21 protein-coding genes and 1 pseudogene are annotated in these 25,689 nt (G+C 42.3%); 6 read left to right on the top strand and 16 right to left on the bottom strand.

Annotated features, from left to right (window positions below):
• Positions 1–1,218: 1,218 nt before the first annotated feature.
• From M3M38_RS02295 to M3M38_RS02230, 14 genes are all read right to left on the bottom strand, one after another.
• Positions 1,219–1,527: a hypothetical protein gene (locus M3M38_RS02295; RefSeq protein ID WP_252814641.1), complete on the bottom strand. Its 309-nt coding sequence runs from the start codon at positions 1,525–1,527 to the stop codon at positions 1,219–1,221.
• A 513-nt stretch (positions 1,528–2,040) separates the two neighbouring features.
• Positions 2,041–2,211, bottom strand: a complete 171-nt coding sequence (locus tag M3M38_RS02290; protein WP_252766158.1) for a hypothetical protein — start codon at positions 2,209–2,211, stop codon at positions 2,041–2,043.
• A gap of 48 nt (positions 2,212–2,259) precedes the next feature.
• The gene (locus M3M38_RS02285; RefSeq protein WP_252814640.1) at positions 2,260–2,847 is read right to left on the bottom strand and encodes a hypothetical protein; all 588 of its coding nucleotides are present in this window, start codon (positions 2,845–2,847) and stop codon (positions 2,260–2,262) included.
• A 309-nt stretch (positions 2,848–3,156) separates the two neighbouring features.
• A complete protein-coding gene (locus M3M38_RS02280; RefSeq protein ID WP_252814639.1) occupies positions 3,157–3,621 on the bottom strand; it encodes a hypothetical protein in 465 nt (154 codons plus the stop codon).
• A 309-nt stretch (positions 3,622–3,930) separates the two neighbouring features.
• The gene (locus M3M38_RS02275; RefSeq protein ID WP_252814638.1) at positions 3,931–4,395 is read right to left on the bottom strand and encodes a hypothetical protein; all 465 of its coding nucleotides are present in this window, start codon (positions 4,393–4,395) and stop codon (positions 3,931–3,933) included.
• A gap of 423 nt (positions 4,396–4,818) precedes the next feature.
• Positions 4,819–5,169: a hypothetical protein gene (locus tag M3M38_RS02270; protein WP_252814637.1), complete on the bottom strand. Its 351-nt coding sequence runs from the start codon at positions 5,167–5,169 to the stop codon at positions 4,819–4,821.
• 303 nt (positions 5,170–5,472) lie between these two features.
• A complete protein-coding gene (locus tag M3M38_RS02265; protein WP_252814636.1) occupies positions 5,473–6,075 on the bottom strand; it encodes a hypothetical protein in 603 nt (200 codons plus the stop codon).
• A gap of 285 nt (positions 6,076–6,360) precedes the next feature.
• The gene (locus tag M3M38_RS02260) at positions 6,361–6,849 is read right to left on the bottom strand and encodes a hypothetical protein (RefSeq protein ID WP_252814635.1); all 489 of its coding nucleotides are present in this window, start codon (positions 6,847–6,849) and stop codon (positions 6,361–6,363) included.
• A 171-nt stretch (positions 6,850–7,020) separates the two neighbouring features.
• Positions 7,021–7,485, bottom strand: a complete 465-nt coding sequence (locus M3M38_RS02255; protein ID WP_252814634.1) for a hypothetical protein — start codon at positions 7,483–7,485, stop codon at positions 7,021–7,023.
• Positions 7,486–7,794: 309 nt separating this feature from the next.
• Positions 7,795–8,259, bottom strand: coding sequence for a hypothetical protein (locus M3M38_RS02250; RefSeq protein ID WP_252814633.1), 465 nt, complete (start codon positions 8,257–8,259; stop codon positions 7,795–7,797).
• A gap of 309 nt (positions 8,260–8,568) precedes the next feature.
• Positions 8,569–9,033, bottom strand: a complete 465-nt coding sequence (locus M3M38_RS02245; RefSeq protein WP_252814632.1) for a hypothetical protein — start codon at positions 9,031–9,033, stop codon at positions 8,569–8,571.
• 309 nt (positions 9,034–9,342) lie between these two features.
• Entirely contained in the window at positions 9,343–9,714 is a 372-nt protein-coding gene (locus M3M38_RS02240) for a hypothetical protein (protein ID WP_252814631.1), read from the bottom strand.
• A 603-nt stretch (positions 9,715–10,317) separates the two neighbouring features.
• Positions 10,318–10,476 (bottom strand): hypothetical protein, encoded by a 159-nt coding sequence (locus tag M3M38_RS02235; RefSeq protein WP_252766148.1) that lies wholly within the window; start codon positions 10,474–10,476, stop codon positions 10,318–10,320.
• 72 nt (positions 10,477–10,548) lie between these two features.
• Complete coding sequence (locus M3M38_RS02230; protein WP_252766147.1) at positions 10,549–10,782, bottom strand: hypothetical protein; 234 nt, start codon at positions 10,780–10,782, stop codon at positions 10,549–10,551.
• 223 nt (positions 10,783–11,005) lie between these two features.
• Here M3M38_RS02230 and M3M38_RS02225 point away from each other — a divergent pair, with 223 nt between their 5' ends.
• Both M3M38_RS02225 and M3M38_RS07495 read left to right on the top strand, forming a co-directional pair.
• Complete coding sequence (locus tag M3M38_RS02225; RefSeq protein ID WP_252814630.1) at positions 11,006–11,779, top strand: hypothetical protein; 774 nt, start codon at positions 11,006–11,008, stop codon at positions 11,777–11,779.
• A gap of 273 nt (positions 11,780–12,052) precedes the next feature.
• Positions 12,053–12,196: pseudogene (locus M3M38_RS07495) on the top strand (KxYKxGKxW signal peptide domain-containing protein); the annotation flags it as partial.
• 2,576 nt (positions 12,197–14,772) lie between these two features.
• Here the strand turns inward: M3M38_RS07495 and M3M38_RS02220 are convergent.
• Positions 14,773–20,580, bottom strand: coding sequence for a hypothetical protein (locus M3M38_RS02220; protein WP_252814629.1), 5,808 nt, complete (start codon positions 20,578–20,580; stop codon positions 14,773–14,775).
• A 31-nt stretch (positions 20,581–20,611) separates the two neighbouring features.
• On the opposite strand from M3M38_RS02220, the gene M3M38_RS02215 reads away from it, so the two are divergent.
• Positions 20,612–21,586: a hypothetical protein gene (locus tag M3M38_RS02215; protein WP_252814628.1), complete on the top strand. Its 975-nt coding sequence runs from the start codon at positions 20,612–20,614 to the stop codon at positions 21,584–21,586.
• Positions 21,587–21,645: 59 nt separating this feature from the next.
• Here M3M38_RS02215 and M3M38_RS02210 read toward each other — a convergent pair whose 3' ends face one another.
• On the bottom strand, positions 21,646–22,788 hold the full coding sequence (locus M3M38_RS02210) for an ArgE/DapE family deacylase (protein WP_252814627.1): 1,143 nt from the start codon (positions 22,786–22,788) through the stop codon (positions 21,646–21,648).
• A gap of 140 nt (positions 22,789–22,928) precedes the next feature.
• Between M3M38_RS02210 and M3M38_RS02205 the strand changes: the two genes are divergently transcribed.
• From M3M38_RS02205 to M3M38_RS02195, 3 genes are all read left to right on the top strand, one after another.
• Positions 22,929–23,627 carry a type 1 glutamine amidotransferase domain-containing protein gene (locus M3M38_RS02205; RefSeq protein WP_252814626.1) on the top strand — a complete coding sequence of 233 codons (699 nt, stop codon included), beginning with the start codon at positions 22,929–22,931 and terminating at the stop codon, positions 23,625–23,627.
• 199 nt (positions 23,628–23,826) lie between these two features.
• Positions 23,827–24,351, top strand: coding sequence for a GNAT family N-acetyltransferase (locus M3M38_RS02200; protein WP_252814625.1), 525 nt, complete (start codon positions 23,827–23,829; stop codon positions 24,349–24,351).
• Positions 24,352–24,374: 23 nt separating this feature from the next.
• Entirely contained in the window at positions 24,375–25,601 is a 1,227-nt protein-coding gene (locus tag M3M38_RS02195) for an ArgE/DapE family deacylase (protein WP_252814624.1), read from the top strand.
• The last annotated feature ends 88 nt before the right edge of the window (positions 25,602–25,689 follow it).

Below are 25,689 nucleotides of genomic sequence, written 5' to 3'. Positions count from 1 at the left end.
TATCTATAACAGCTATTTGATTAGTCAATCAACTTCCGATAGTTTGAAAATGACTTCTACGTCTAATTCAGCTAGTCTAAGCAACTCCATTTCATCTAGTAAGTCACTTTCTGGACTAGAAAATATTTTAAGTCAATCAAAAAGTGCTTCGACTAGCAGTAGTTTGAGTACAGATGACGTTATCCAGCAGTCACTTTCTGCTAGTAGATCAGCATCTCAGACGTCTGCCAGCACGACTAAGACGGGGTCGTTAAGTGAATCTCTTAGTGCCTCAGCTTCGTTGAGTGCTAACGATTCTGCTTCAACCAGTAAGAATGCCGCTCAAAGTGGGAGTTCTTCTGCGGAGCAATCGCTTTCACAATCTAAATCGCTTAGCGCGGTCAGTGGGACGGCAAGTAAGAGTGCTTCGTTGAGTGTTAAAAACTCACTTTCCTTATCTAATTCGTTTGCTCGTTCTAATAGTGATTTGTTGAGTCAATCTCTTGTTAATCAATCAAATTCTGCATCGGCTTCTGCTATGCAAAGTAGGAACTACTCGATTAGTGATAGTAATAGTGTTAAATCTAGTCTTACATTTAGCAATTACATTTCTCAGAGTGCGAGTGGTTCGCGTTCAGGGCTTGATGCTAGTATGTCTGACTCTGAATCTTACTATTCAAATTCAGCACCAGCGTCGCTACGTTCCTCTTTGAGCTCTAGTACATCGCTTAGTGAAGCAGCTGCTAATTCTCAAAGTGGTTCTGCTTCTCAAAGTAGCTCTTTGAAGCAATCCAAGGGAGACAGTGTTTCAGTTTCCAACTCGATTTCTGAAAGCGCTAGATTAAAAAGCCTTAGCAATGAATCGAAAAATATTATCTCTGTCTCAAATAGCGGCTCTATTTCATTTTCAATTAGTGAATTAAAGTCTGCTTCCAACTTGAAATCAGCATCGCAGTCGGTTGACAGTGCTTCAAATTCTGCTTCTCAATCAGTGGTTGATAGTGTATCTACCAGTGGTTCTGCTTCAATGAGTGCTTCGACCAGTTCTTCTTTAAGTGCCGTTGGGGCTCACAGTACTAGTGCTAGTGTTTCTAGTTCAATGAGTGCTTCTAGAGTTGCAAATGAATCCACTGTTGCTAGTGATTCTACGAAAGAATCTAAATCTGCTTCAGCGTCGATTAACGATGTCTCACAGAGTCAAAGCAAACAAACTTCAGCTTCAACTTCGATCAGTTTAAGTCAAATGGAATCTAGTAGCGACAGTATGAAGGAAGCCGGTTCTGGTAGTAATTCTGTTTCTGCCTCTACCAGTGCCTCGATTAGTGCAAAGACTAGTGCTAGTAACGTAAATAGTGCTTCACTCAGTGCTAGTGTGAGTGATTCTTCTTCGGTTAAACATGTCGATAATAGTATTTCTGCAAGTAAATCGACTAGTGGTTCTGATTCTACTAGTACGCAGTTGAGTACATCGGCAGATAATTCAACATCTACTTCGGTTAATGGATCAGTTTCTGCTTCTGTTAGCGGGTCAAAAACTGGAGTAAGCAATGATTCTGCTAGTACCAGTGCCTCAATTAGTACTAGTAATTCAGATGCCGCTTCGATTAGTCAAAGTCAATCTGTTGCAAACAGCATCGCTTCTAAATCAGCTAGTGATGCTAGTGGATCGTTGAGCGCTAGTTCGGCTAGTTCCTCTGCCAGTGCTTCTAAGAGCATTTCGGCATCAACTAGTCAATTTGCTAGTCAATCGGCTTCTGATAGTACGGTAGTTTCTGCTTCAAATTCTACAAGTATTTCGCTTGTTAGTGACAGTACTAGCAAATCGATTAGCCAATCGTTGTCTGATTCTACTTCTAGTTCAAAATCAACTAGTCAGTCTGCACTTGATAGTACGTCTGACTCAGCAGCAAAATCCATCAGTGATTCACTTGCTAGTGACAGCACCAGTGCCTCAGCAAGTACATCTGTTAAGAGTGATAGTGCTTCAGCCTCTACAAGTTATCAATCAGCGAGTGAATCAGCTTCCGCAAGTAAGGCCGTAAGTGAAAGCGTCTCTGCTAGTCAATCAACTTCTACCAGTGACTCTGAACTAAAGAGCGTGTCGGATTCTGTTTCCTTGAGTGGCTCGGGAACTGATTCAGAATCAGCAAGTATGTCCGCTGAACAAAGCACTTCTACGAGTGAATCAGTTGTAAATTCAATGAGTGATTCAGCTAGTGTTTCTGCTTCCATGCAGAGTGACGCGGATTCGATTAGTACATCGAAGAGCGCATCAACTAGTCAATCTGATGCAGCATCTACCAGTTTTAGTACTTCAACAGTTAACTCGGCAAGCACTTCTGCTTCGACGTCTGCTTCATTGTCAGGCAGCATTTCCATGAGCCAAAGTGTAAGCATTTCTAATGCTGATTCAACGCCAAGTTCACGGAGCACGTCAGTCAGTGCTTCGATGAGTGATGCTTCTACGAGTGCTTCAAAGAGTCTCAGCGTTTCTGATGCAGCTTCACAAAGTGCGAGTGTTTCCGCCTCGACGAGTGCAAACTCTAAGTCTACGAGTGATGCCAGTGCTTCTGATAGTGCGGCATCGAAGAGTACTTCAGCTAGTGTCTCGGCCAGTGCTTCGGCTTCGATGAGCACGTCGGCTAGCGATTCAGCCGTAAATAGTACGTCTGATTCCGCCGCTAAATCGATGAGTAACTCCGTTGCTAGTGATAGTACAAGTGCTTCAACCAGTACTTCAGCTAACAGTGTGAGTGCCTCAACTTCAACGAGCGACAGCGTTGCTAGTGCTTCGCAGTCGGCTAGTGTGGAAGTAAGCATGAGCAAGTCGGCAAGCGAATCAGCATCGAAGAGTGTGTCAACGGACAACAGCCGCTCGGCTTCGGTTTCGATGAACGGCTCGGGAACTAATTCCGCTTCGGCCAGTGAATCGGCGGCACGAAGTGCCTCAATGAGTACGTCGGCTGTGAAATCAGCTAGTGTTTCAGCGAGTGCTTCGGCTTCAATGCAAAGTGATGCTAGCTCGAAGAGTACCTCGGCTAGTGCCTCAACGAGTCAATCAGATGTAACTTCGGTCAGTCTCAGCACGTCAATTGCCGGTTCAGTGAGTGCTTCGGCTTCGATGTCCTTATCAAGTTCGATGAGTGCTTCGCAAAGTTACAGTAGCAGCATCTCAAACTACGATTCGCAACCCGGATCACAAAGTGATTCGGTCAGTGCTTCGATGAGTGATGCTTCTACGAGTGCTTCAAAGAGTCTTAGCGTTTCTAATGCAGCTTCACAAAGTGCGAGTGTTTCCGCCTCAACGAGTGCAAACTCGAAGTCGGCTAGTGATGCCAGTGCTTCTGATAGTGCGGCATCGAAGAGTACTTCAGCTAGTGTCTCGGCCAGTGCTTCGGCTTCGATGAGCACGTCGGCTAGCGATTCAGCCGTAAATAGTACGTCTGATTCGGCTGCTAAATCGATGAGTAACTCCGTTGCTAGTGATAGTACGAGTGCTTCAACCAGTACTTCAGCTAACAGTGTGAGTGCCTCAACTTCAACGAGCGACAGCGTAGCTAGTGCTTCGCAGTCGGCTAGTGTGGAAGTAAGCATGAGCAAGTCAGCAAGCGAATCAGCATCGAAGAGTGTGTCAACGGACAATAGCCGCTCGGCTTCGGTTTCAATGAACGGCTCGGGAACTAATTCCGCTTCGGCCAGTGAATCGGCGGCACGGAGTGCCTCAATGAGTACGTCGGCTGTGAAATCAGCTAGTGTTTCAGCGAGTGCTTCGGCTTCAATGCAAAGTGACGCTAGCTCGAAGAGTACCTCGGCTAGTGCCTCAACGAGTCAATCGGATGTAACTTCGGTCAGTCTCAGCGCATCAATTGCTGGTTCAGTGAGTGCTTCGGCTTCAATGTCCTTATCAAGTTCGATGAGTGCTTCGCAAAGCTACAGTAGTAGCATCTCAAACTACGATTCGCAACCCGGATCACAAAGTGATTCGGTTAGTGCTTCGATGAGTGATGCTTCTACGAGTGCTTCGAAGAGTCTCAGCACTTCCAATGCAGCTTCACAAAGTGCGAGTGTTTCAGCCTCGACGAGTGCAAACTCGAAATCTACGAGTGATGCCAGTGCCTCTGATAGTGTCGCTTCCAAGAGTACTTCAGCTAGTGTCTCGGCCAGTGCTTCGGCTTCGATGAGCACGTCGGCTAGCGATTCAGCCGTAAATAGTACATCTGATTCCGCCGCTAAATCGATGAGTAACTCCGTTGCTAGTGATAGTACAAGTGCTTCAACCAGTACTTCAGCTAATAGTGCGAGTGCCTCAACTTCAACGAGTGACAGCGTAGCTAGTGCTTCGCAGTCGGCTAGTGTGGAAGTAAGCATGAGCACGTCGGCAAGCGAATCAGCATCGAAGAGTGTGTCAATGGACAACAGCCTCTCGGCTTCGGTTTCGATGAACGGCTCTGGGACTAATTCCGCTTCAGCCAGTGAATCGGCGGCACGGAGTGCCTCAATGAGTACGTCGGCTGTGAAATCAGCTAGTGTTTCAGCGAGTGCTTCGGCTTCAATGCAAAGTGATGCCAGCTCGAAGAGTACCTCGGCTAGTGCCTCAACGAGTCAATCGGATGTAACTTCGGTCAGTCTCAGCACGTCAATTGCTGGTTCAGTGAGTGCTTCGGCTTCAATGTCCTTATCAAGTTCGATGAGTGCTTCGCAAAGCTACAGTAGCAGCATTTCAAACTACGATTCGCAACCCGGATCACAAAGTGATTCAGTGAGTGCTTCGATGAGTAACGCTTCCAAGAGTGCCTCTATGAGTTTGAGTACTTCTACGGAACAGTCGATGAGCGCCAGTCAATCAGCCTCAACGAGTGCAAACTCGAAATCTACAAGTGATGCCAGTGCTTCTGATAGTGCGGCATCGAAGAGCACTTCAGCTAGCGTTTCAGCCAGTGCTTCCGCTTCGATGAGCAAGTCAGCGAGTGAATCAGCCGTAAATAGTACGTCTGATTCGGCCGCTAAATCGATGAGTAACTCCGTTGCTAGTGATAGTACGAGTGCTTCAACCAGTACTTCAGCTAACAGTGTGAGTGCTTCAGCTTCAACGAGCGACAGCGTAGCTAGTGCTTCGCAGTCGGCTAGTGTGGAAGTAAGCATGAGCAAGTCGGCAAGCGAATCAGCATCGAAGAGTGTGTCAACGGACAACAGCCGCTCGGCTTCGATGAACGGATCGGGAACTAATTCCGCTTCCGCCAGTGAATCGGCGGCACGAAGTGCCTCAATGAGTACATCGGCTGTGAAATCAGCTAGTGTTTCAGCGAGCGTTTCAGCTTCAATGCAGAGTGACGCTAGTTCGAAGAGTGCCTCAGCTAGTGCCTCAACGAGTCAATCGGATGTAACTTCGGTCAGTCTCAGCACGTCAATTGCTGGTTCAGTGAGTGCTTCGGCTTCAATGTCCTTATCAAGTTCGATGAGTGCTTCGCAAAGCTACAGTAGCAGCATCTCAAACTACGATCCGCAACCTGGATCACAAAGTGATTCAGTGAGTGCTTCGATGAGTAACGCTTCTACGAGTGCTTCGAAGAGTCTCAGTGCTTCTAATGCAGCTTCACAAAGTGCGAGTGTTTCCGCCTCAACGAGTGCAAACTCGAAGTCTATGAGTGATGCCAGTGCCTCTGAGAGTGCGGCATCGAAGAGCACTTCAACGAGCGTATCGGCTAGTGCCTCGGCTTCGATGAGCAAGTCAGCGAGTGACTCAGCCGTAAATAGTACGTCTGATTCCGCCGCTAAATCAATGAGCAACTCCGTTGCTAGTGATAGTGCGAGTGCTTCGAAGTTTACCTCAGCTAATAGTGTGAGTGCTTCGGCCTCAACGAGCGACAGCGTGGCTAGTGCTTCGCAGTCGGCTAGTGTGGAAGTAAGCATGAGCAAGTCGGCAAGCGAATCAGCATCGAAGAGTGTGTCAACGGACAACAGCCACTCGGCTTCCGTTTCGATGAGTGGCTCCGGAACTAATTCGGCTTCCGCAAGTGAATCGGCGGCACGGAGTGCCTCGATGAGTACCTCGGCTGTGAAATCAGCTAGCGTCTCAGCCAGCGCTTCGGCTTCCATGCAAAGTGATGCTAGCTTAAAGAGTACGTCAGCTAGTGCGTCAACCAGTCAATCAGATGTAACTTCGGTCAGTCTCAGTACGTCAATTGCTGGTTCAGTGAGTGCTTCGGCTTCAATGTCCTTATCTAGTTCGATGAGTGCTTCGCAAAGCTACAGTAGTAGCATCTCAAACTACGATTCGCAACCTGGATCACAAAGTGATTCAGTGAGTGCTTCGATGAGTAACGCTTCCAAGAGTGCCTCTATGAGTTTGAGTACTTCTACGGAACAGTCGATGAGCGCCAGTCAATCAGCCTCAACGAGTGCAAACTCGAAGTCTACGAGTGATGCCAGTGCTTCTGATAGTGCGGCATCGAAGAGTACTTCAGCTAGTGTCTCGGCCAGTGCTTCGGCTTCGATGAGTACGTCGGCTAGCGATTCAGCCGTAAATAGTACGTCTGATTCGGTCGCTAAATCGATGAGTAACTCCGTTGCTAGTGATAGTACAAGTGCTTCAAGCAGTACTTCAGCTAATAGTGCGAGTGCCTCAACTTCAACGAGTGACAGCGTAGCTAGTGCTTCGCAGTCGGCTAGTGTGGAAGTAAGCATGAGCAAGTCGGCAAGCGAATCAGCATCGAAGAGTGTGTTAACGGATAACAGCCTTTCTGCTTCGGTTTCGATGAACGGCTCCGGGACTAATTCCGCTTCCGCCAGTGAATCGGCGGCACGGAGTGCCTCGATGAGTACATCGGCTGTGAAATCAGCTAGCGTCTCAGCCAGTGCTTCGGCTTCCATGCAAAGTGATGCTAGCTCGAAGAGTACCTCGGCTAGTGCCTCAACGAGTCAATCGGATGTAACTTCGGTCAGTCTCAGCACGTCAATTGCTGGTTCAGTGAGTGCTTCGGCTTCAATGTCCTTATCAAGTTCGATGAGTGCTTCGCAAAGTTACAGTAGCAGCATCTCAAACTACGATTCGCAACCCGGATCACAAAGTGATTCGGTCAGTGCTTCGATGAGTGATGCTTCTACGAGTGCTTCAAAGAGTCTTAGCGTTTCTAATGCAGCTTCACAAAGTGCGAGTGTTTCCGCCTCAACGAGTGCAAACTCGAAGTCTATGAGTGATGCCAGTGCCTCTGATAGTGCCGCTTCCAAGAGCACTTCAACGAGCGTATCGGCTAGTGCCTCGGCTTCGATGAGCAAGTCAGCGAGTGACTCAGCCGTAAATAGTACGTCTGATTCCGCCGCTAAATCAATGAGCAACTCCGTTGCTAGTGATAGTACGAGTGCTTCGAAGCTTACCTCAGCTAATAGTGTGAGTGCTTCGGCCTCAACGAGCGACAGCGTGGCTAGTGCTTCGCAGTCGGCTAGTGTGGAAGTAAGCATGAGTACGTCAGCTAGTGCTTCAGCATCGAAGAGCGTGTCAACTGACAATAGTCTCTCGGCTTCCGTTTCGATGAGTGGCTCCGGAACTAATTCGGCTTCCGCCAGTGAATCGGCTGCACGGAGTGCCTCGATGAGTACGTCAGCTGTAAAATCAGCTAGTGTTTCAGCGAGTGCTTCGGCTTCAATGCAAAGTGACGCTAGTTCGAAGAGTACCTCGGCTAGTGCCTCAACGAGTCAATCGGATGTAACTTCGGTCAGTCTCAGCACGTCAATTGCTGGTTCAGTGAGTGCTTCGGCTTCAATGTCCTTATCTAGTTCGATGAGTGCTTCGCAAAGTTACAGTAGCAGCATCTCAAACTACGATTCGCAACCTGGATCACAAAGTGATTCGGTCAGTGCTTCGATGAGTGATGCTTCTACGAGTGCTTCGAAGAGTCTCAGCGTTTCTGATGCAGCTTCACAAAGTGCGAGTGTTTCCGCCTCGACGAGTGCTAACTCGAAGTCGGCCAGTGATGCCAGTGCTTCAATGAGTGCTAATGATAAGAGCACTTCAACGAGCGTATCGGCTAGTGCTTCCGCTTCGATGAGCAAGTCAGTGAGTGAATCAGCCGTAAATAGTACGTCTGATTCCGCCGCTAAATCGATGAGTAACTCCGTTGCTAGTGATAGTACAAGTGCTTCAAGCAGTACTTCAGCTAATAGTGCGAGTGCCTCAACTTCAACGAGTGACAGCGTAGCTAGTGCTTCGCAGTCGGCTAGTGTGGAAGTAAGCATGAGCAAGTCGACAAGCGAATCAGCATCGAAGAGTGTGTCAACTGACAATAGTCTCTCGGCTTCGGTTTCGATGAACGGCTCTGGGACTAATTCCGCTTCCGCCAGTGAATCGGCGGCACGAAGTGCCTCAATGAGTACGTCGGCTGTGAAATCAGCTAGTGTTTCAGCGAGTGCTTCGGCTTCAATGCAAAGTGACGCTAGTTCGAAGAGTACCTCGGCTAGTGCCTCAACGAGTCAATCGGATGTAACTTCGGTCAGTCTCAGCACGTCAATTGCTGGTTCAGTGAGTGCTTCGGCTTCAATGTCCTTATCAAGTTCGATGAGTGCTTCGCAAAGTTACAGTAGCAGCATCTCAAATTACGACTCCAACCCTGGATCACAAAGTGATTCAGTGAGCGCTTCGATGAGCGATGCTTCTACGAGTGCTTCAAAGAGTCTTAGCGTTTCTAATGCAGCTTCACAAAGTGCGAGTGTTTCCGCCTCGACGAGTGCTAACTCGAAGTCGGCCAGTGATGCCAGTGCTTCAATGAGTGCTAATGATAAGAGCACTTCAACGAGCGTATCGGCTAGTGCTTCCGCTTCGATGAGCAAGTCAGTGAGTGAATCAGCCGTAAATAGTACGTCTGATTCCGCCGCTAAATCGATGAGTAACTCCGTTGCTAGTGATAGTACAAGTGCTTCAAGCAGTACTTCAGCTAATAGTGCGAGTGCCTCAACTTCAACGAGTGACAGCGTAGCTAGTGCTTCGCAGTCGGCTAGTGTGGAAGTAAGCATGAGCAAGTCGACAAGCGAATCAGCATCGAAGAGTGTGTCAACTGACAATAGTCTCTCGGCTTCGGTTTCGATGAACGGCTCTGGGACTAATTCCGCTTCCGCCAGTGAATCGGCGGCACGAAGTGCCTCAATGAGTACGTCGGCTGTGAAATCAGCTAGTGTTTCAGCGAGTGCTTCGGCTTCAATGCAAAGTGACGCTAGCTCGAAGAGTACCTCAGCTAGTGCCTCAACGAGTCAATCGGATGTAACTTCGGTCAGTCTCAGCACGTCAATTGCTGGTTCAGTGAGTGCTTCGGCTTCAATGTCCTTATCAAGTTCAATGAGTGCTTCGCAAAGCTACAGTAGCAGCATCTCAAACTACGATTCGCAACCTGGATCACAAAGTGATTCAGTGAGTGCTTCGATGAGTGATGCTTCTATGAGTGCTTCAAAGAGTCTCAGCGTTTCTGATGCAGCTTCACAAAGTGCGAGTGTTTCCGCCTCAACGAGTGCTAACTCGAAATCGGCTAGTGATGCTAGTGCCTCAATGAGTGCTAATGATAAGAGCCTTTCCATGAGTGTTTCCACAATTGATTCGAACTCCACTAGTAAATCAGTAAGTCGGTCAATCGTTGAAAGTATTTCTGATTCCGCTATGCATTCAAATAGTAATGAAATCATGAGCCAAAGTGATAACGCTTCGCTAAGTACATCAGCTGCCTCACGGAGTGCTTCAACTTGGGAAAGCATGAAATCAGCTAGCCTATCTGAATCTAATAGTGAAGCAGTCATGAATAGTAAGCAGATTAGTGCATCAACGTCAACGAGTACTTCGACTATGAAGAGCTTGTCAACGTCGGCCTCGTCCTCAGCTTCTATGAATGGATTTGGAACAGATTCCGCTTCAACTAGAAATTCAGCAGCACAAAGTGCCTCAATGAGTGCTTCCGCTATGAAGTCGACTAGTCATTCTGTTAAGGCATCAACTTCCATTCACAGTGATGCTAGTTGGCACAGTAATTCTGGGAAACATTCAAATAGTCGATCCGATAGAACTTCAATGAGTTTCAGCACATCAGTTGTTCATTCGGCAAGCAAGTCGGTCTCCATCTCGGTAATAGCATCAGACAGTGCATCTCTGAGTCTAAGTCAAAGCATTTCGAAATATGCTTCAAGGACTGGATCACAAAGCGATTCAACTAGTACCTCATTGAGAAGTGCTTCCCTGAGTGCTTCGACTTCAATTAATCTTTCTACTGAGATGTCGATGAGCATTAGTAAATCAGCATCTGCAAGTACAATCTTAAAATCTACAAGTGATGAGAGCGTTTCTATCAGTGACAATGAGAACAGTTACTCATACAGTACTTCGATTAGTGAATCGGACTCAACCAGTAGATCGGTTAGTCGTTCGATTATTGACAGCACATCAGATTCAGAAGCGAAGTCCATTAGTAATTCCGTTGCTAGTGATAGTACGAGTGCTTCTGCAAGCACATCAGTTGCTTCCAAGAGTGCCTCAACTTCAATTAGCATGGATTCTAATAGTTACTCAGTATCTGAAAGTGAAGCTACTAGTAATAGTCATCGGGCTAGCAACTCTACCTCAATGAGTGCTTCAATAGCCCAGAGCTTATCGGTTTCTGTTTCTAAGAATGGTTCTGGAACCAATTCGGTTTCAACTAGTAGATCGGCATTACAGAGTGCTTCAATGAGTACCTCAGCTAGAAATTCAACCAGTGGTTCTGCTAGTTCATCTGCTTCGTTGCAAGATAAACTGGACTCGATGAGTACTTCCAAGAGTGCTTCCGCTAGCAATTCTGATACTCTCTCAATGAGTATGAGTATTTCGACGGTTATCTCAGCTAGTTACTCTGCTTCAACTTCTAGCTCGCAATCTAATAGTGCTTCTATTAGTCAAAGTGAAAGTATTTCAGAGTACGGTAAGCATCCAGGATCACAAAGTGATTCGGTAAGTGCCTCAATGAGTGAAGTTTCCACGAGTGCTTCACAGAGTATCAGTATGTCTACCGAGAAATCGATGAGTGCTAGTCAATCAGCTTCTACAAGTGCAAACTCGAAGTCCACAAATGATGCAAGTGCATCTGAGAGTGCCGCTTCGAAGAGTGCTTCTGCGAGTGCTTCGATGATTGAGTCTAACTCAACCAGCAAGTCTCAAAGTGAGTCAGTAATTAGTAGTACATCTGATTCAGCAGCTCAATCGACTAGTATCTCTGCTTCAAGTACCAGTGCTTCCGAATCAGCTAGAGAAGCATCACAAAGTACTAGTGTTTCAACTTCTGTAAGTATTTCTGGTTCGATTAGTACATCAATTGTTAATGAGAACAACGCTAACATTAATAACCAAAATATTGGTAATAATGGCAACGCAAATCTTATGCAGCAAATTAATACCATTGGTAGCAATGTGTTTATACCAGTAATCGGTAATGGTGCTCTTGCAGGACTAGCAGCCGTTAATGGTAATGCAATTATTCCGTTCTTCGTTGGTGCCGCTATTCAACAGTTAACAACTAATGCTAATGGTGGTAATACGAATAATGGCAATGCTAATGGAATTAATGCGGCAAATGAAATTAACACTAATGCGAATAACAAAAATGTTAACCGAAAGGCTAAACATAAGAAGCATTCCACTAATGTTAAGAGTTTTGCCAAAAATCATAATATTAATCAAAAACATCAAAAGCGGACACCAAACTACGCTGAAACTGCGGCGTTTGCTCTCGCTGGATTTGGAATTCTAGGATTATTCCTTCTCCTTGCTCTTGCTAAGAGAAAAAAAGATAAATAACGGAATTACATTATTTTTCAGGAAATGAAAATAATTGTAATTACCTAAGTTTAATACCCCAAAGGTCGTTGGCCTTTGGGGTATTTTTTTGATTTATGAAGCTTTTTGTTTCATCAAAAAATAAATTTGCGTGATAATAGTTATTGAAAAGTTGTATTTAACCAAAATTAGTGTATAATACTGTAGTTCTTTAATTAATATAGTGAAGTTAATTTCTAATAAGATCTGAACGATTTATAAAAACATTCATGAGTTAGAAGGGGATGAAAGCAATTGAAAAGATTTAGTCAAAAACGATTCGATGAGTTGTTAGAAAACAACCAGAAAATTCGTTATCGAATGTATAAATCAGGGAAACAGTGGTTATTTGCTGGAACGGCAACGGTTAGTGGAGCAGTTTCTAGTATTTTATTGGGAACGCCCACCACTTTGGCGGATACCAATCCGACTTTGAGAAAAGAATTAAACGATAGCGATCAGGTTCTGGTGAATCAACAATCAGCAACGGTGCCTGCTCATTCACAGATTAAGTCTGATTCCGTCAGTGGAACTGTCACGGATAGTACCGAAATTACTAAATTGGAATCAAGTTCGGAAACTTCAACTAGTGGATCAACATCTAGTGCGACTTTAATTAGTTCTACAGAAAATCAAGTAGGTTCACAAAGTATTAGTATATCGGAATCCAGTTCTTGGAGTTCAAAAAGTAGCACCGGTTCAAATCGTTTATCACTAAGTAATAATGATTCACAAAGTGATGAAATGGCAACGGGAGAATCTCAGTCGGCTGCATCCAATAATCAAACGGATACAGCATCAGATAAAATTGGGAAAGAAGCTACTTCGGTTACTGGGACTTCCAATGAAAAGGTAGAAGACAGCTCTTTATCACAAGTAAATGAAGACCGTAAAAGTACCAGCTTCGGTTCAGATTCAGAAATGATTAGTCAAAGTCAACGGCAGAGTGAGTCAACTGTGGTTGCTGATAAACAGTCCTTATCTTTTTCCCAAAACCAATCTATAAGTTTATCGGAACAGCAGTCACTAGTTGCTTCTACGAGTGATTCGCATATTCAAAGCCAAGTATTAGCCGTTAATAGCGCTCCTTCTAATAATGGAGTTAATAAAATTCCATCTGGTCCGGCTGGCGAAAATAATCAGTTTAACCTCTTGATGAATGCCATTGATAAAGCTCTGCAAAGAGTAGGACTTAGTTTATCGAAATTAGGCATTTCTGCTAATGTTGATGATGTTTTGAGCGGGAACAGTTTTATTTATGATGGGAACTCGGGAATCATTAAGATTAAAACGAGCCGGGGTTGGATTAACGTTTTTGGGAGTCAGACTGCCAACCTATACATCTGGAATCCTACTGCTAACCATGGATTAGGGGCGTGGGAGAAAGTTGGTTCTTACACCACTAATAGTTACAATCAGGATGTGACCGTTCAAATTAATCCTGATAACTATGGATTACAACCAGGCGATCAAATGTATTTCCAAGTTGGGGTGCAAAGCTATGATTTAGCGAACCAACTAGCGAACTATATTATTAGTCATTTAGGGAATAGCTTTTTAGATGGAATTGCTAAAGATGCCATTAAAGCCGCAGTATCCATTTATAATGGATTAGTTGGGGTTGGAAATAGTGAGTCTTATTCCAAGGTGCTGGGATTACCGGTCGTATCTAATATCCCATCGTTGTCAGCTTCTGCGTCTAGCAGTTTGCATGATTCACTAATTACAACGTTATCAGACAGCTTGTCAACTAGTTGGGGATCAACTTCTAACGCAGATGGAGCATCTCAGTTAGACTCACTTAGTGGTTCTCAATCACAATCAATCTCTGTTAGTCTAAGTGATTTTAGAAGTACTTCAAACGCGTTAGATTTTAGCGTTTCGTATACTTCATTGGATATTCCTAGTCTGATGAACTCTGCATCTACGGCGAACTCCTTAAGTTTGGATGTTTCGAACAGAATGTCACTTATTTCTGAATATGGTGGCGAAACTTCTCCTGATTTTAAAAATAGCGTTGCTAACAGTGCGAGTGTTAGCACACAGAGTAGTTTACAAGCCTCTAATGCATTGCAGAGTAAGTTGGATTCGCAGTTAAACTCGGTTAGTAACTCGATTAATTCTCGTAATTATTCGGGATCTTATTCACAAAGCGCTTCTACAAGTAAATCATTTGATGATTCGGTTCAACTATCCCGTTCAAACTCACAATCATTGATGATTGCCAGTGTTCAACAAAGTCAATTTGCCTCGATTTCTTATAGTGTTTCAAAATCTAGTAGTGAAAATGCTGCAATCCCATGGTGGCCATTTGGCAGGTCTGAATCTACTTCTATTTCGCTTTCCGACTCGGCCTCAACTGTCGCATCGCAGTCTAAATCTCAATCCGAAGCACCTGCTTCACAAAGTGTTTCTGCTTCACTTGCCAGTTCGATTGCGTCATCATTGCAGTCTAGCGCTAATTCTTCGGCTTCGACCAGTCAATCTTTAGCTGCTTCTAATCAAGCGTCAGTTAGTGAAGTTGAATCTTATAGTGATTCAATTATAAATTATCGTTCTGAAGTTGCTTCAAGGTTATACAACCAGTCGATTGTTGATAGCTTGCAAAGTTATTACGACTCGTTAAAGATAAACAATAGTGTCAGTTCTTCCGAGTCTAGCAGCATTACCTCGCAGTCGAAGTTAGTTTCACAATCTAAATCAAATGCCGCTTCGATTAGTAGTAGTGATTCAATTAATCAAAGTGAATCGATTTCAATTGCGGATTCTTTAAAGCATGACTCTCATTATGATTCCACTTCGCTTTCCACTAGTGCTTCTGTTTCAGATAAAGCTAGCCAGTCTAATGGAATTAGTGCCTCGCTTTCAGCTAGTGTTTCGACGTCTGAACATTCAAATAATGAACATTTAAGTATTTCTGCTTCAGTTTCTGCAGCAAATAGTTTTTCGATTTCTGCGGCTAATAGTTTGTCCACTCAAGTTAGTCTGTCTAAGTCATCTTCACAATCAATTTCGAATAATTCGATAATTACGGATAGCAGAGGATCGGCTTCTCGAAGTGCCTCGCTTTCACAGAGTACCCAGGAATCAGATTCCTCATCCACGAGTGTAGCAAATAGCTTTTCGGTTTCTTCGTCTATGAGTGAATCTAAATTTAATAGCGTTTCTGCATCTGCAAGTGTTTCTAAATCAGATGCAAGTGAGAATGACTTACAATCTGCTTCTACCAGTAAATTTGGTTCTTTATCCGCTTCGATTAGTAAAGTAGACTCCACATCAACTTCACAATCTAGATTTATTTCAGCTAGTTTTTCTAACTCAGTTTCTGGTTCAAATAGTAAGTCTACATTTGTATCGGAATCAGTTAGTCTTTCATTATCTAAATTAGGGTCAATGAGTAAGTCACTATCGGTTTCAACTAGCGAATCGATTTCCAATATTGTTTCACTAAGTAACTCAGTTTCAAAGGCTAAATCCGAAAGTGCGTCAGTTTCGATTGCTAAATCTTCTAGTATGTCTACTTCTAGATTGGAATCAGTCAGTGAATCTGAATCAGGTTCGGAAAGTAAATCAATATCAATTGTTGATTCATTAAGTACTTCAAGTTCTAATGTTTCATCGATAAGTGAATCTATGTCTAATTCAGAGTCAATTAGTGTATCGGATTCAAGTTCTGGAAGTATTTTGATTTCAACGTCTGATTCAATAAGCAACTCAATTTCTAAAGTAGCTTCTGAGAGTACGTCTATTTCTAATTCTGGATCATTAAGTAAATCAGTTTCGGTGTTTACTTCACTGAGTGAATCGAATTCGAAAGCAACTTCTGAAAGTACATCAATCTCGAATTCCACATTAGCAAGTGAATCCATATCTAAATCAGATTCAATTAGAGCATCAGATTTAAATTCTACAAGTACCTCACTTTCTGACTCTAAATCGAAATCATTAAGTAATTCGGCATCAATGGCTGCTTCATTGAGCAAATCAAATTCGAAAATAGTCTCCGAGAGCACTTCGAATTCTAAATTGGAAAGTGAGTCCACATCCAATTCAGATTCAATAAGTGTTTCAAGTTCTAATGTTGCATCAGCAAGTGAGTCTACATCTAAACTGGAATCAGCCAGCACTTCAATTTCAACAGCCAATTCACTAAGTATTTCAATCTCCCAATTGACATCCGAGAGTACTTCAATTTCAAATTTTGTATCGACAAGTGCATCTGCGTCTAAATCAGAGTCGACTAGGGGATCTGATTCAAGTTCGATGAGTAAATCAACATCAACGGCTGATTCACTAAGTGCATCAATTTCTAAAGTGGCTTCTGAAAGTAAGTCAATCTCGAATGTCGCATCGGCAAGTGAATCTGTTTTAAAATCAGAATCGATTAGTGTATCCAACTCAAACTCAATAAGCACCTCAGTTTCTATCTCTGCTTCCTTAATTGGGTCGACCTCGAAAGCAGCTTCCGAAAGTACTTCAACATCTAATGTTGCCTCGGCAAGCGAATCAACATCTAAACTGGAGTCGACCAGTTTATCGGATTCAAATTCGATGAGCAAATCAACATCAACGGTTGTTTCCTTGAGTGGATCGACTTCAAAAGCAGCTTCTGAAAGTACGTCAATCTCGAATGTCGCATCAGCAAGTGAATCCATATCTAAATTAGATTCAATCAGCACATCAGATTTAAGTTCTATAAGCACCTCGGTTTCTATCGCTGTTTCCTTGAGTGGATCGACTTCAAAAGCAGCTTCCGAAAGTACTTCAACATCTAATGTTGCCTCGGCAAGCGAATCAACATCTAAACTGGAATCGATCAGTTTATCGGATTCAAATTCGATGAGCAAATCAACATCAACGGTTGTTTCCTTGAGTGGATCGACTTCAAAAGCAACTTCCGAAAGTACTTCAACATCTAATGTTGCCTCAGCAAGCGAATCAACATCTAAACTGGAATCGATCAGTTTATCGGATTCAAATTCGATGAGCAAATCATTATCAATGGCTGTTTCATTGAGTGAATCGAATTCGAAAGCAGCTTCTGAAAGTACTTCGAGTTCAAATGTCGCGTCAGCAAGCGAATCAACATCTAAACTGGAATCGATCAGTTTATCGGATTCAAATTCGATGAGCAAATCATTATCAATGGCTGTTTCATTGAGTGAATCGAATTCGAAAGCAGCTTCTGAAAGTACTTCGAGTTCAAATGTCGCGTCAGCAAGCGAATCAATATCTAAATTGAAATCGACCAGTTTATCGGATTCAAATTCGATGAGCAAATCAACATCAACGGTTGCTTCCTTGAGTGGATCGAATTCGAAATCAGCTTCTGAAAGTACTTCGAGTTCAAATGTCGCGTCAGTAAGTGGCTCTGTGTCTAAGTCAGAATCAACTAGTGTATCTAGTTCAAATTTGGTAAGTAATTCGATTTCGACTTCTGATTCAATAAGCACCTCAATTTCCAAAATAGTTTCTGATAGTACGTCTGTTTCTAATGCAGGATCATTAAGTAATTCAGCATCAACAGCTGCATCAGTGAGTGGATCCGTGTCAAAATCAGAGTCGACCAGGGGATCTGATTCAAGTTCGATGAGTAAATCATCATCCATGGCTGATTCACTAAGTGCATCAAATTCAAAAGTGGCTTCTGAAAGTACGTCAATCTCGAATGTCGCATCGGCAAGTGAATCCATATCTAAATTAGATTCAATCAGCACATCAGATTTAAGTTCTACAAGTACCTCAGTTTCTAACACTGGATCATTAAGTAAATCAACATCAATGGCTGTTTCATTGAGTGAATCGAATTCGAAAGTAACTTCCGAAAGTACTTCGACATCTAATGTTGCCTCAGCAAGCGAATCAATATCTAAATTGGAATCGACCAGTTTATCGGATTCAAATTCGATGAGCAAATCAACATCAACGGCTGCTTCACTAAGTGGATCGACTTCTAAAGCAGCTTCTGAAAGTACTTCGAGTTCAAATGTCGCATCAGTAAGTGAATCTGTTTTAAAATCAGAATCGATTAGTGTATCCAACTCAAATTCAACAAGCACCTCGTTTTCTATCGTTGCTTCCTTGAGTGGGTCGACTTCGAAAATAACTTCTGAAAGTATTTCAACATCTAATGCTACTTCGGCAAGCGAATCAACATCAACGGTTGCTTCCTTGAGTGGGTCGGCTTCGAAAGCAGCTTCTGAAAGTACTTCAACATCTAATGCTGCTTCGGCAAGCGAATCAACATCTAAACTGGAATCGACCAGTTTATCGGAATCAAATTCGATGAGCAAATCAACATCAACGGTTGCTTCCTTGAGTGGATCGGCTTCGAAAATAACTTCTGAAAGTACTTCAACATCTAATGCTGCTTCGTTAAGCGAATCAACATCTAAACTGGAATCAATCAGTTTATCGGATTCAAATTCAACAAGCACCTCGGTTTCTATCGTTGCTTCCTTGAGTGGGTCGGCTTCGAAAGCAGCTTCTGAAAGTACTTCAACATCTAATGCTGCTTCGGCAAGCGAATCAACATCTAAACTGGAATCGACCAGTTTATCGGAATCAAATTCGATGAGCAAATCAACATCAACGGTTGCTTCCTTGAGTGGATCGGCTTCGAAGGCAGCTTCTGAAAGTACTTCAACATCTAATGCTGCTTCGGCAAGCGAATCAACATCTAAACTAGAATCGATCAGTTTATCGGATTCAAATTCGATGAGCGAATCAACATCAACGGTTGCTTCCTTGAGTGCATCGAATTCAAAAGCAGCTTCCGAAAGTAATTCGACATCTAATGTTGCCTCAGCAAGCGAATCAACATCTAAATTGGAATCGACCAGTTTATTGGAATCAAATTCGATGAGCAAATCAACATCAACGGTTGCTTCCTTGAGTGAATCGACTTCGAAAGCAGCTTCTGAAAGTACTTCAACATCTAATGCTGCATCAGCAAGCGAATCAACATCTAATGTTGCCTCAGCAAGCGAATCAACATCTAAACTGGAATCGATCAGTTTATCGGATTCAAATTCGATGAGTAAATCAACATCAACGGTTGCTTCACTGAGTGGGTCGACTTCGAAAGCAGCTTCTGAAAGTACTTCAACATCTAATGCTGCATCAGCAAGTGAGTCTATATCTGATTTAAATTCGATTAGTACGTCAATTTCTAATGTCGGCTCATTAAGTAAATCAACATCAATAGTTGTTTCACTGAGTGAATCTAACTCGAAAGTGGCTTCTGAAAGTACGTCAAGTTCAAATGTCACATCAGCAAGTGAATCCATATCTAAATCAGATTCAATCAGCACATCATATTTAACTTCGGTAAGTATTTCAGTATCAACTGATGCTTCATTAAGTACTTTGAACTCCAAGTTAATATCTGAGAGCACATCGCTTTCTAACGCTGGATCATTAAGTGCATCAAATTCGAAGGTGGTTTCTGAAAGTACTTCAATTTCTAATGTCGCATCAGCAAGTGATTCAACATCTAAACTGGAATCAGATAGTATATCTGGGTCAAAAACAACAAGTTTATCAGGTTCAACATCTGATTCAGTAAGTGTCTTGAATTCCAAGTCGACATCAGAGAGTACTTCTAGTTCTAGTGCTGGGTCATTAAGTAAATCAGTTTCTATAGTTTCCTCTTTGAGTGGATCTAATTCAAAAGTAGATTCCGAAAGCGCTTCAAGTTCGAATGCTGCATCAACGAGTGAATCCATGTCTAAGTTAGGGTCAATTAGTGTATCGGATTTAAATTCAACAAACATTTCAATTTCAAAATCTGCATCGACAAGTGACTCAATTTCTAAAACGATTTCTGAAAGTACATCAATTTCGGATTCTACGTCAGCAAGTAATTCATCATTTGCGTCAGAATCAACTAGTGCATCGGATTCAAGTTCTGCAAGCACCTCAAATTCCAAATTGATATCTGAAAGTATTTCGATTTCTAACGTTGATTCATTAAGTGAATCTATTTCCAAAGTTACTTCTGAAAGTACTTCAATTTCAAATGCTTCATCAGCAAGTGAGTTCACATCTAAATCAGGGTCAATCAGTTTATCGGGCTCAAATTCGATGAGTAAATCTGGATCATTAAGTAATTCAGTATCAACTTCTACTTCAGTAATTGAGTCAATTTCTAAAGTAAGTTCCGAAAGTACTTCAAGTTCGAGTTCCGCATCAATAAGTGGATCTACATCTAAACTGGAATCAGATAGTGTATCAGATTCAAACTCAGCAAGCATCTCAGCTTCGACTTCTGATTCAGTAAGTATTTTAATTTCCAAGTCAATATCAGAAAGTGCGTCGGGATCTAGTTCCAGGTCATTAAGTAAATCAGTTTCAATGGTTAGTTCGCAAAGTACTTCGAATTCGAAAGTAATTTCAGATGCTACTTCATTAAGTGCTTCATCCTCAGAGTCAGGATCAACTAGTGCATCTGATTTAAATTCATTAAGTGCTTCAGTTTCTAACGCTAGATCATTAAGTTCATCAACGTCAATGGCTGCCTCACTGAGTGAATCGAATTCGAAAGTGGATTCTGAGAGTACTTCAATTTTAAGCTCTAATTCGGTAAGCATCTCAATTTCGACAGTTAAGTCATTGAGCACATCAAGCTCCAATGCTAAATCAATGAGTGAGTCAGTATCTAAGTTAGTGTCAACAAGTTCATCAAACTTAAGTTCGTCAAGCATTTCTGCTTCATTAAGTGGTGTTAATTCAAAAATAACTTCTGAAAGCGCATCTAATTCTAGTGTTGCATCAGCAAGCAATTCATCATCCGCGTCAGAGTTAACCAGTTTATTGGGTTCAAATTCGGTAAGTGAATCCGCATCTAAACTGAATTCAATTAGCGCATCAGGATCAACTTCAGCAAGTACTTTAGCTTCGATATCTGATTCATTAAGTACTTTGGATTCAAATGTTGCTTCTGAAAGTACATCCAGTTCTAAGGGTTCATTAGTAAGTGAGTTATCATCTAAGCTGGGGTCAATCAGTGAATCAATCTCAAACTCATTCAGCGCCTTAAACTCTGATGCCTCGTCAGTAAGTGGATCGACGTCTAAGGTTGCTTCAAACAGTGGATCGGAATCAAACTCTAGTAGCATTCAGGTTTCAACAGACGATTCACTAAGTGCTTCAAATTCAAGAGTAGTTTCCGAAAGTACCTCAAGCTCTTCAAGTAAATTATTTTCAACGATTGATTCACTAAGTTTATCTAACTCAATGTCCGATTCTGAAAGTATTTCGGTTTCAATTGTTGATTCAATTTCTGGAAATAATTTGTTATCAGAAAATTCGCAAATGACTGCGATTAGTTCTCGAAATAGAGAGGCCAGAAGTTATCAAGGAACTAGTTTGAGATCTGGAGCATCCGAGTCAAATCAATTAGCTTTAAGCCACAATAATCAATCTATGATTAATGCAGGGAACCAGACTAATTCCGGAATTAACCAACAGCAAACTAATCAGACTCCGGTTAACTTGTCCCAGATTCAGCAATTGTTTGCTAATAATAGTGCTTCTGATTCATCAACAACGCCAACGAGACGGATTTCCAGATCAAGTAGTGTTCAAAAGAAAGTAGGACAACAGTCTGAAATAGGTTCTTCAGAGCAGCGTAATCATTCTGCAGTATCAGCAAAACACACTAAGCAATCCGTGCACAATCAAAAAGGATTCGTGGAAAAAGCCGCAGAATTCGGTGCCTTGGGAACCATAGGATTATTATTACTTTTAGGTAGAAGTAGAAAAAATAAAGGCAATAGAAAAAAATAAACTTCTTACTAATTAAAAAGGCTTCGTGATTAAATTATCACGAAGCCTTTTGTTGTTGCCTAATGGGTAATTCCATTATTAAGCATTAACTGTTTGTAAATTTCAATGAAGTTAAAGTACATGTCTTTAGTAATGTATTCATTGGTACAGTGTAAAGATTGATTTCCTGGTCCAAAAATCATAAACGGAAAATCTTTTTGTTTTTTAACTAGTAGTTTAGCTGCATCTGTCGTATAAGCTGCTCCAAACGTTTTGATTGGTTTTCCGGTAACCTGTTTTCCTACGACTTTTCCCCGTTCGATTAATTGGGTTTCTTTCACACCATCGACAGGAGGTAAATCCATGAGGACTTTAATGTCAAAGCGATATTTAGCATCCTTTTGCTGCAATTCATTAACTGCTGATTTAATTAATTTTAAAACTGCATCGTTATCAAAATTTTCGATTGTCCGAGCGTTTAAAGAAACGGTTGCAGTTCCAGGGATGGAATTAACCTGGGAGCCGGAGTTAAAAACAGTAAAATTAAATAGAAATGCTCCAGTAGCATCGTCTGACTCCGTAACCTGATGTAAGCGGTGATCAATGATTTCAACGAGGTCAAGTAAATTTTGGAGGGCATTGTTACCCAATTGGGGCATTGAGCTATGGGCATCGGTTCCCTTAGAATCAATTTGGATGTCAAGGGAACCTTTGTGTGCATAACAAATTTCATAGCCAGTTGGTTCCCCAATGATTAATGCATCAACATCATCCATATAGCCCATGGTAGTTAACTGCTCGGCACCGTATTCACCGACTTCCTCACCAACTGTTAATAAAAAGCGCACGGTCCCAGTTAATGGAGTTTTAGTTGCTTGTAATTCAAGCATGGCAATTACCATTGCTGCTAATCCGCTTTTCATATCGCAAGCACCACGTCCGTACAACTCATTATTTTTTTCAGTGAGAACAAATGGGTCTGTATTCCACTCATCATTAACAGCCACCACGTCAGCATGTCCGTTAAAGACCGTAACCGGGTGCCCACTACCAATTTCTGCAACTAGGTTGGATCGGTTGGGGGCATACGAAATCAACTTATTTGCAATTCCATGTTCAGTAAACACGGATGCTAGGTATTGCGCTACCTGCTCTTCATAGTTATTAATGGAACGAATGGCAACTAAATCAGAGAGTAGTTTGATTTTTTCAGTAGGATTCATTGCGTTCGTCCTTTCTTTTTCTACTAGAATAACCGAAACTTAGCAAAAGTCAATTTAACGGGAAATAAAAGCGTCTTTTTGGTGATTGGCGACTGAATTAGGTAGAATAAAAGCAAAAGAAGAGCTGGAGGCAAAAACACATGCATCAAAAAATTTTGGTAGTGGAAACAAACGTCGCAAATTTTGCGGGAACTAATCATTTAACTGGATTATGGTTAGGCGAATCAGCCGAATTTGTAACGGTGATGGAACACGCTGGATTTACAATTGATTACGTCAGTCCAAATGGTGGATATGTTCCACTTGATCCGCGGAGTATGAAAGATTCATATGTTAATGATGAAACGTTAAAAACGTACTTAACCAACGATTATCAGAGTCGGGGGTTAGCAGCTACCCTGAGTCCCCAACAAGTTAATCCTGCTGATTATGAAGCAATTTATTTTACGGGTGGTCATGGGGTTATGTTCGATTTCTTCAATAATCAACCTTTACAAAAGCTTGCCTTATCAATTTATGAGCAGAATGGTTATCTTTGTTCCGTCTGTCATGGGATTGCCGGCTTATTGAACGTTAAGTTAGCCAATGGGAACTATCTAATTACGGGCAAAAAGATTACAGGTTTTACCACTAGTGAAGAACTATTAAGTGGTAATTCCAAACGAGTTCCGTTTCTAAATGAAAAGGTGGCCACTAGCCACGGGGCTGATTTTCAGAAGGGGATGCCTTTTAAAAGTTTTGTGGTTCAGGATGGGCATTTAATTACCGGTCAAAACCCAGCTTCTCCCAAAGAAGTGGCAGAAAAATTAGTGGCAAATTTAAAGAATAAGAAAGACTGATTTTTAGATTTAGGAATGTATCAAATAAAGGAATCCGAACGTTATGTTGTGCGGATTCCTTTTTTATTTAAATTTAGATTGACTTCCAATGCAAATAAGCTATACTAACGGACATTAACTAATGATTAGTTTTAACTTTTAGTCAATTGACGGGATCTTAATTATTATTTGGTAAGCATAAATTAATATTGGAGTTCACATGACAACTGAGATTAAACATTTAACGAATAGCAAACAGACGGTCCGAAATTTACACCAAATGATTGTGAAAACCTTTTGGGATACATATCGGGGTACCTCTGCTGACCATAACATTGCGGATTATTTGGAGCAAAATTACTCTTTGGAGCAGGTTAAAAAGCAGCTGCAACAACCCAATTGTGCCTTTTACTTTATTTTGGTGAATGGTAGAATTGGGGGTTATATGAAGCTAAATTTTGATGAAGCGCAAACCGAAAATTATCATGGGAAGTCACTGGAAGTTGAAAAACTCTACGTTCTGCCCGCTTTTAAACGGCAGGGGTTAGGGACGAAACTTTTGGCCTTTGCTGAAGAGACCGCAGTCAAACGGGATGAAGATTATATGTGGTTAGGGGTATGGAGTGAAAATGAAAAGGCTAAGGCTTTTTACCAAGAAATCGGCTTTCATCAAGAAACTACCCATACCTTTGAACTTGGTGATGATCCGCAAACCGATTTAGTCTTCGTTAAAAAATTAAAATAAGTTGTAAAGTTAGGTGGATAAAAATGGAACAACAGGAAAAACTAGCAGTCTTACGGCAGTTAGTTGGGGTTAAAACAATTGATGGCAACGAACTCGCGGCCGCTGAGTACATTCAGGATTTACTGGCAGAACACGGAATTAAAAGTGAAATCCATAATTTAGGCCACCAACAGGCGAACTTAATTGCAGAAATTGGCACGGGCCAAAAGCCTGTTTTTACCGTTAGTGGACACTTAGATACGGTAGCCGTTGATGAAGATGATTGGGACACGGATCCGTTTGAACTGGTGCAAAAAGATGGTCAGTTTTACGGAAGTGGAGTAACTGACATGAAGGGCGGTGTGGCTGCTTTAGTAATTGCCATGATTGAACTCCACGACCGCCAGGTGCCTTTAAACGGAACCCTCCGCCTCGTTTTAACTGCTGGAGAAGAAAGTGATATGCGGGGTTCCCGTGCCTTGCACGCGGAAGGAGTAATGCAGGACTCTGATACGCTGCTAATTGCAGAACCAACGGGTTATCGAACGGTGTATGCGAACAAGGGGGAAGTGGATTTTATCGTCACTGCCGTCGGAAAAGCAGCGCACAGTTCGCGACCCAACTTTGGAATTAACGCCATTCAAAATTTGATGGACTTTTTAGAAGCGGTTAAGACCAAGATTGAACAAAAAGCGGAACAACGTCCTGATTCCGTGTTAGGAAAGACCACGTTTACGGTTGATATCTTTAAAGGTGGGATTCAAATTAATGCCATTCCTGCTAAGGCAGAAGCGCAAATTAATACTCGAATTGTCCCGGAGTATAATAATGAAGCCGTGATTGCGGATTTTAACGAAACGTTAGATGAATTTAACGCAACCCACGAAGGGGAAATTCAGGTTAAGTTGCTGATGAACATTCCGCCGGTGGTTGCTAAATCAGACTCCCGCTTAATCCAGGAAATTGTAAAGATTGCCACGCCGTACATGCAGTCGATGCACTATTCTGCAGAGGAACAGCAACAAGGAGCCGAAATGTTGGAAAAGCAGGGATTCAATCCCTTTGCGACTGACAAGCTGGCTGTGTTGAGTGCAGCTGGTGGTACCGATGCTTCGGAATTACTTCGGGACAAACTGGAAGGTGCTAATTACGCTGTCTTTGGCCCCGGAAATCCACTAAAAATGCACCAAACTAACGAAGCGGCCTCGGAACAAATGTGGTTCGATTTCATTGAAATTTACGAAAAATTATTTGCAGAGTACTTAAAGTAAACATTTCGCTTAATTGAAGGGTAAAATGGTCTTTAATTTTAATTAAAGGCTTTTTTGTTGTCATGATAACAAGGATTAATCTAGAGAA

It is taken from the genome of Fructilactobacillus cliffordii (assembly GCF_024029355.1).
Lineage (GTDB): Bacteria > Bacillota > Bacilli > Lactobacillales > Lactobacillaceae > Fructilactobacillus > Fructilactobacillus cliffordii.
The sequence above is the reverse complement of the archived record's forward strand: the minus strand, read 5'-3'. Positions and strand labels throughout refer to the sequence as shown.

Coding starts and splice junctions, on each gene's coding strand:
- M3M38_RS02290 (WP_252766158.1), bottom strand. CDS start 2,211: ATGGAAGCAGAAACACTAGCTGAATCACTCATTGAATTTACAACTGAT.
- M3M38_RS02240 (WP_252814631.1), bottom strand. CDS start 9,714: ATGCTTTCCCAAGTTGAAGCACTCCGTGAGGCAGCTGATGTACTTAGC.
- M3M38_RS02265 (WP_252814636.1), bottom strand. CDS start 6,075: ATGGAAGCCGAAGCGCTGGCTGAGACGCTAGCTGATTTCACAGCCGAG.
- M3M38_RS02200 (WP_252814625.1), top strand. CDS start 23,827: ATGACAACTGAGATTAAACATTTAACGAATAGCAAACAGACGGTCCGA.
- M3M38_RS02210 (WP_252814627.1), bottom strand. CDS start 22,788: ATGAATCCTACTGAAAAAATCAAACTACTCTCTGATTTAGTTGCCATT.
- M3M38_RS02260 (WP_252814635.1), bottom strand. CDS start 6,849: ATGGAAGCCGAAGCACTGGCTGAGACGCTAGCTGATTTCACAGCCGAT.
- M3M38_RS02225 (WP_252814630.1), top strand. CDS start 11,006: ATGAGTGCTAGTCAATCAGCTTCTACAAGTGCAAACTCGAAGTCCACA.
- M3M38_RS02195 (WP_252814624.1), top strand. CDS start 24,375: ATGGAACAACAGGAAAAACTAGCAGTCTTACGGCAGTTAGTTGGGGTT.
- M3M38_RS02205 (WP_252814626.1), top strand. CDS start 22,929: ATGCATCAAAAAATTTTGGTAGTGGAAACAAACGTCGCAAATTTTGCG.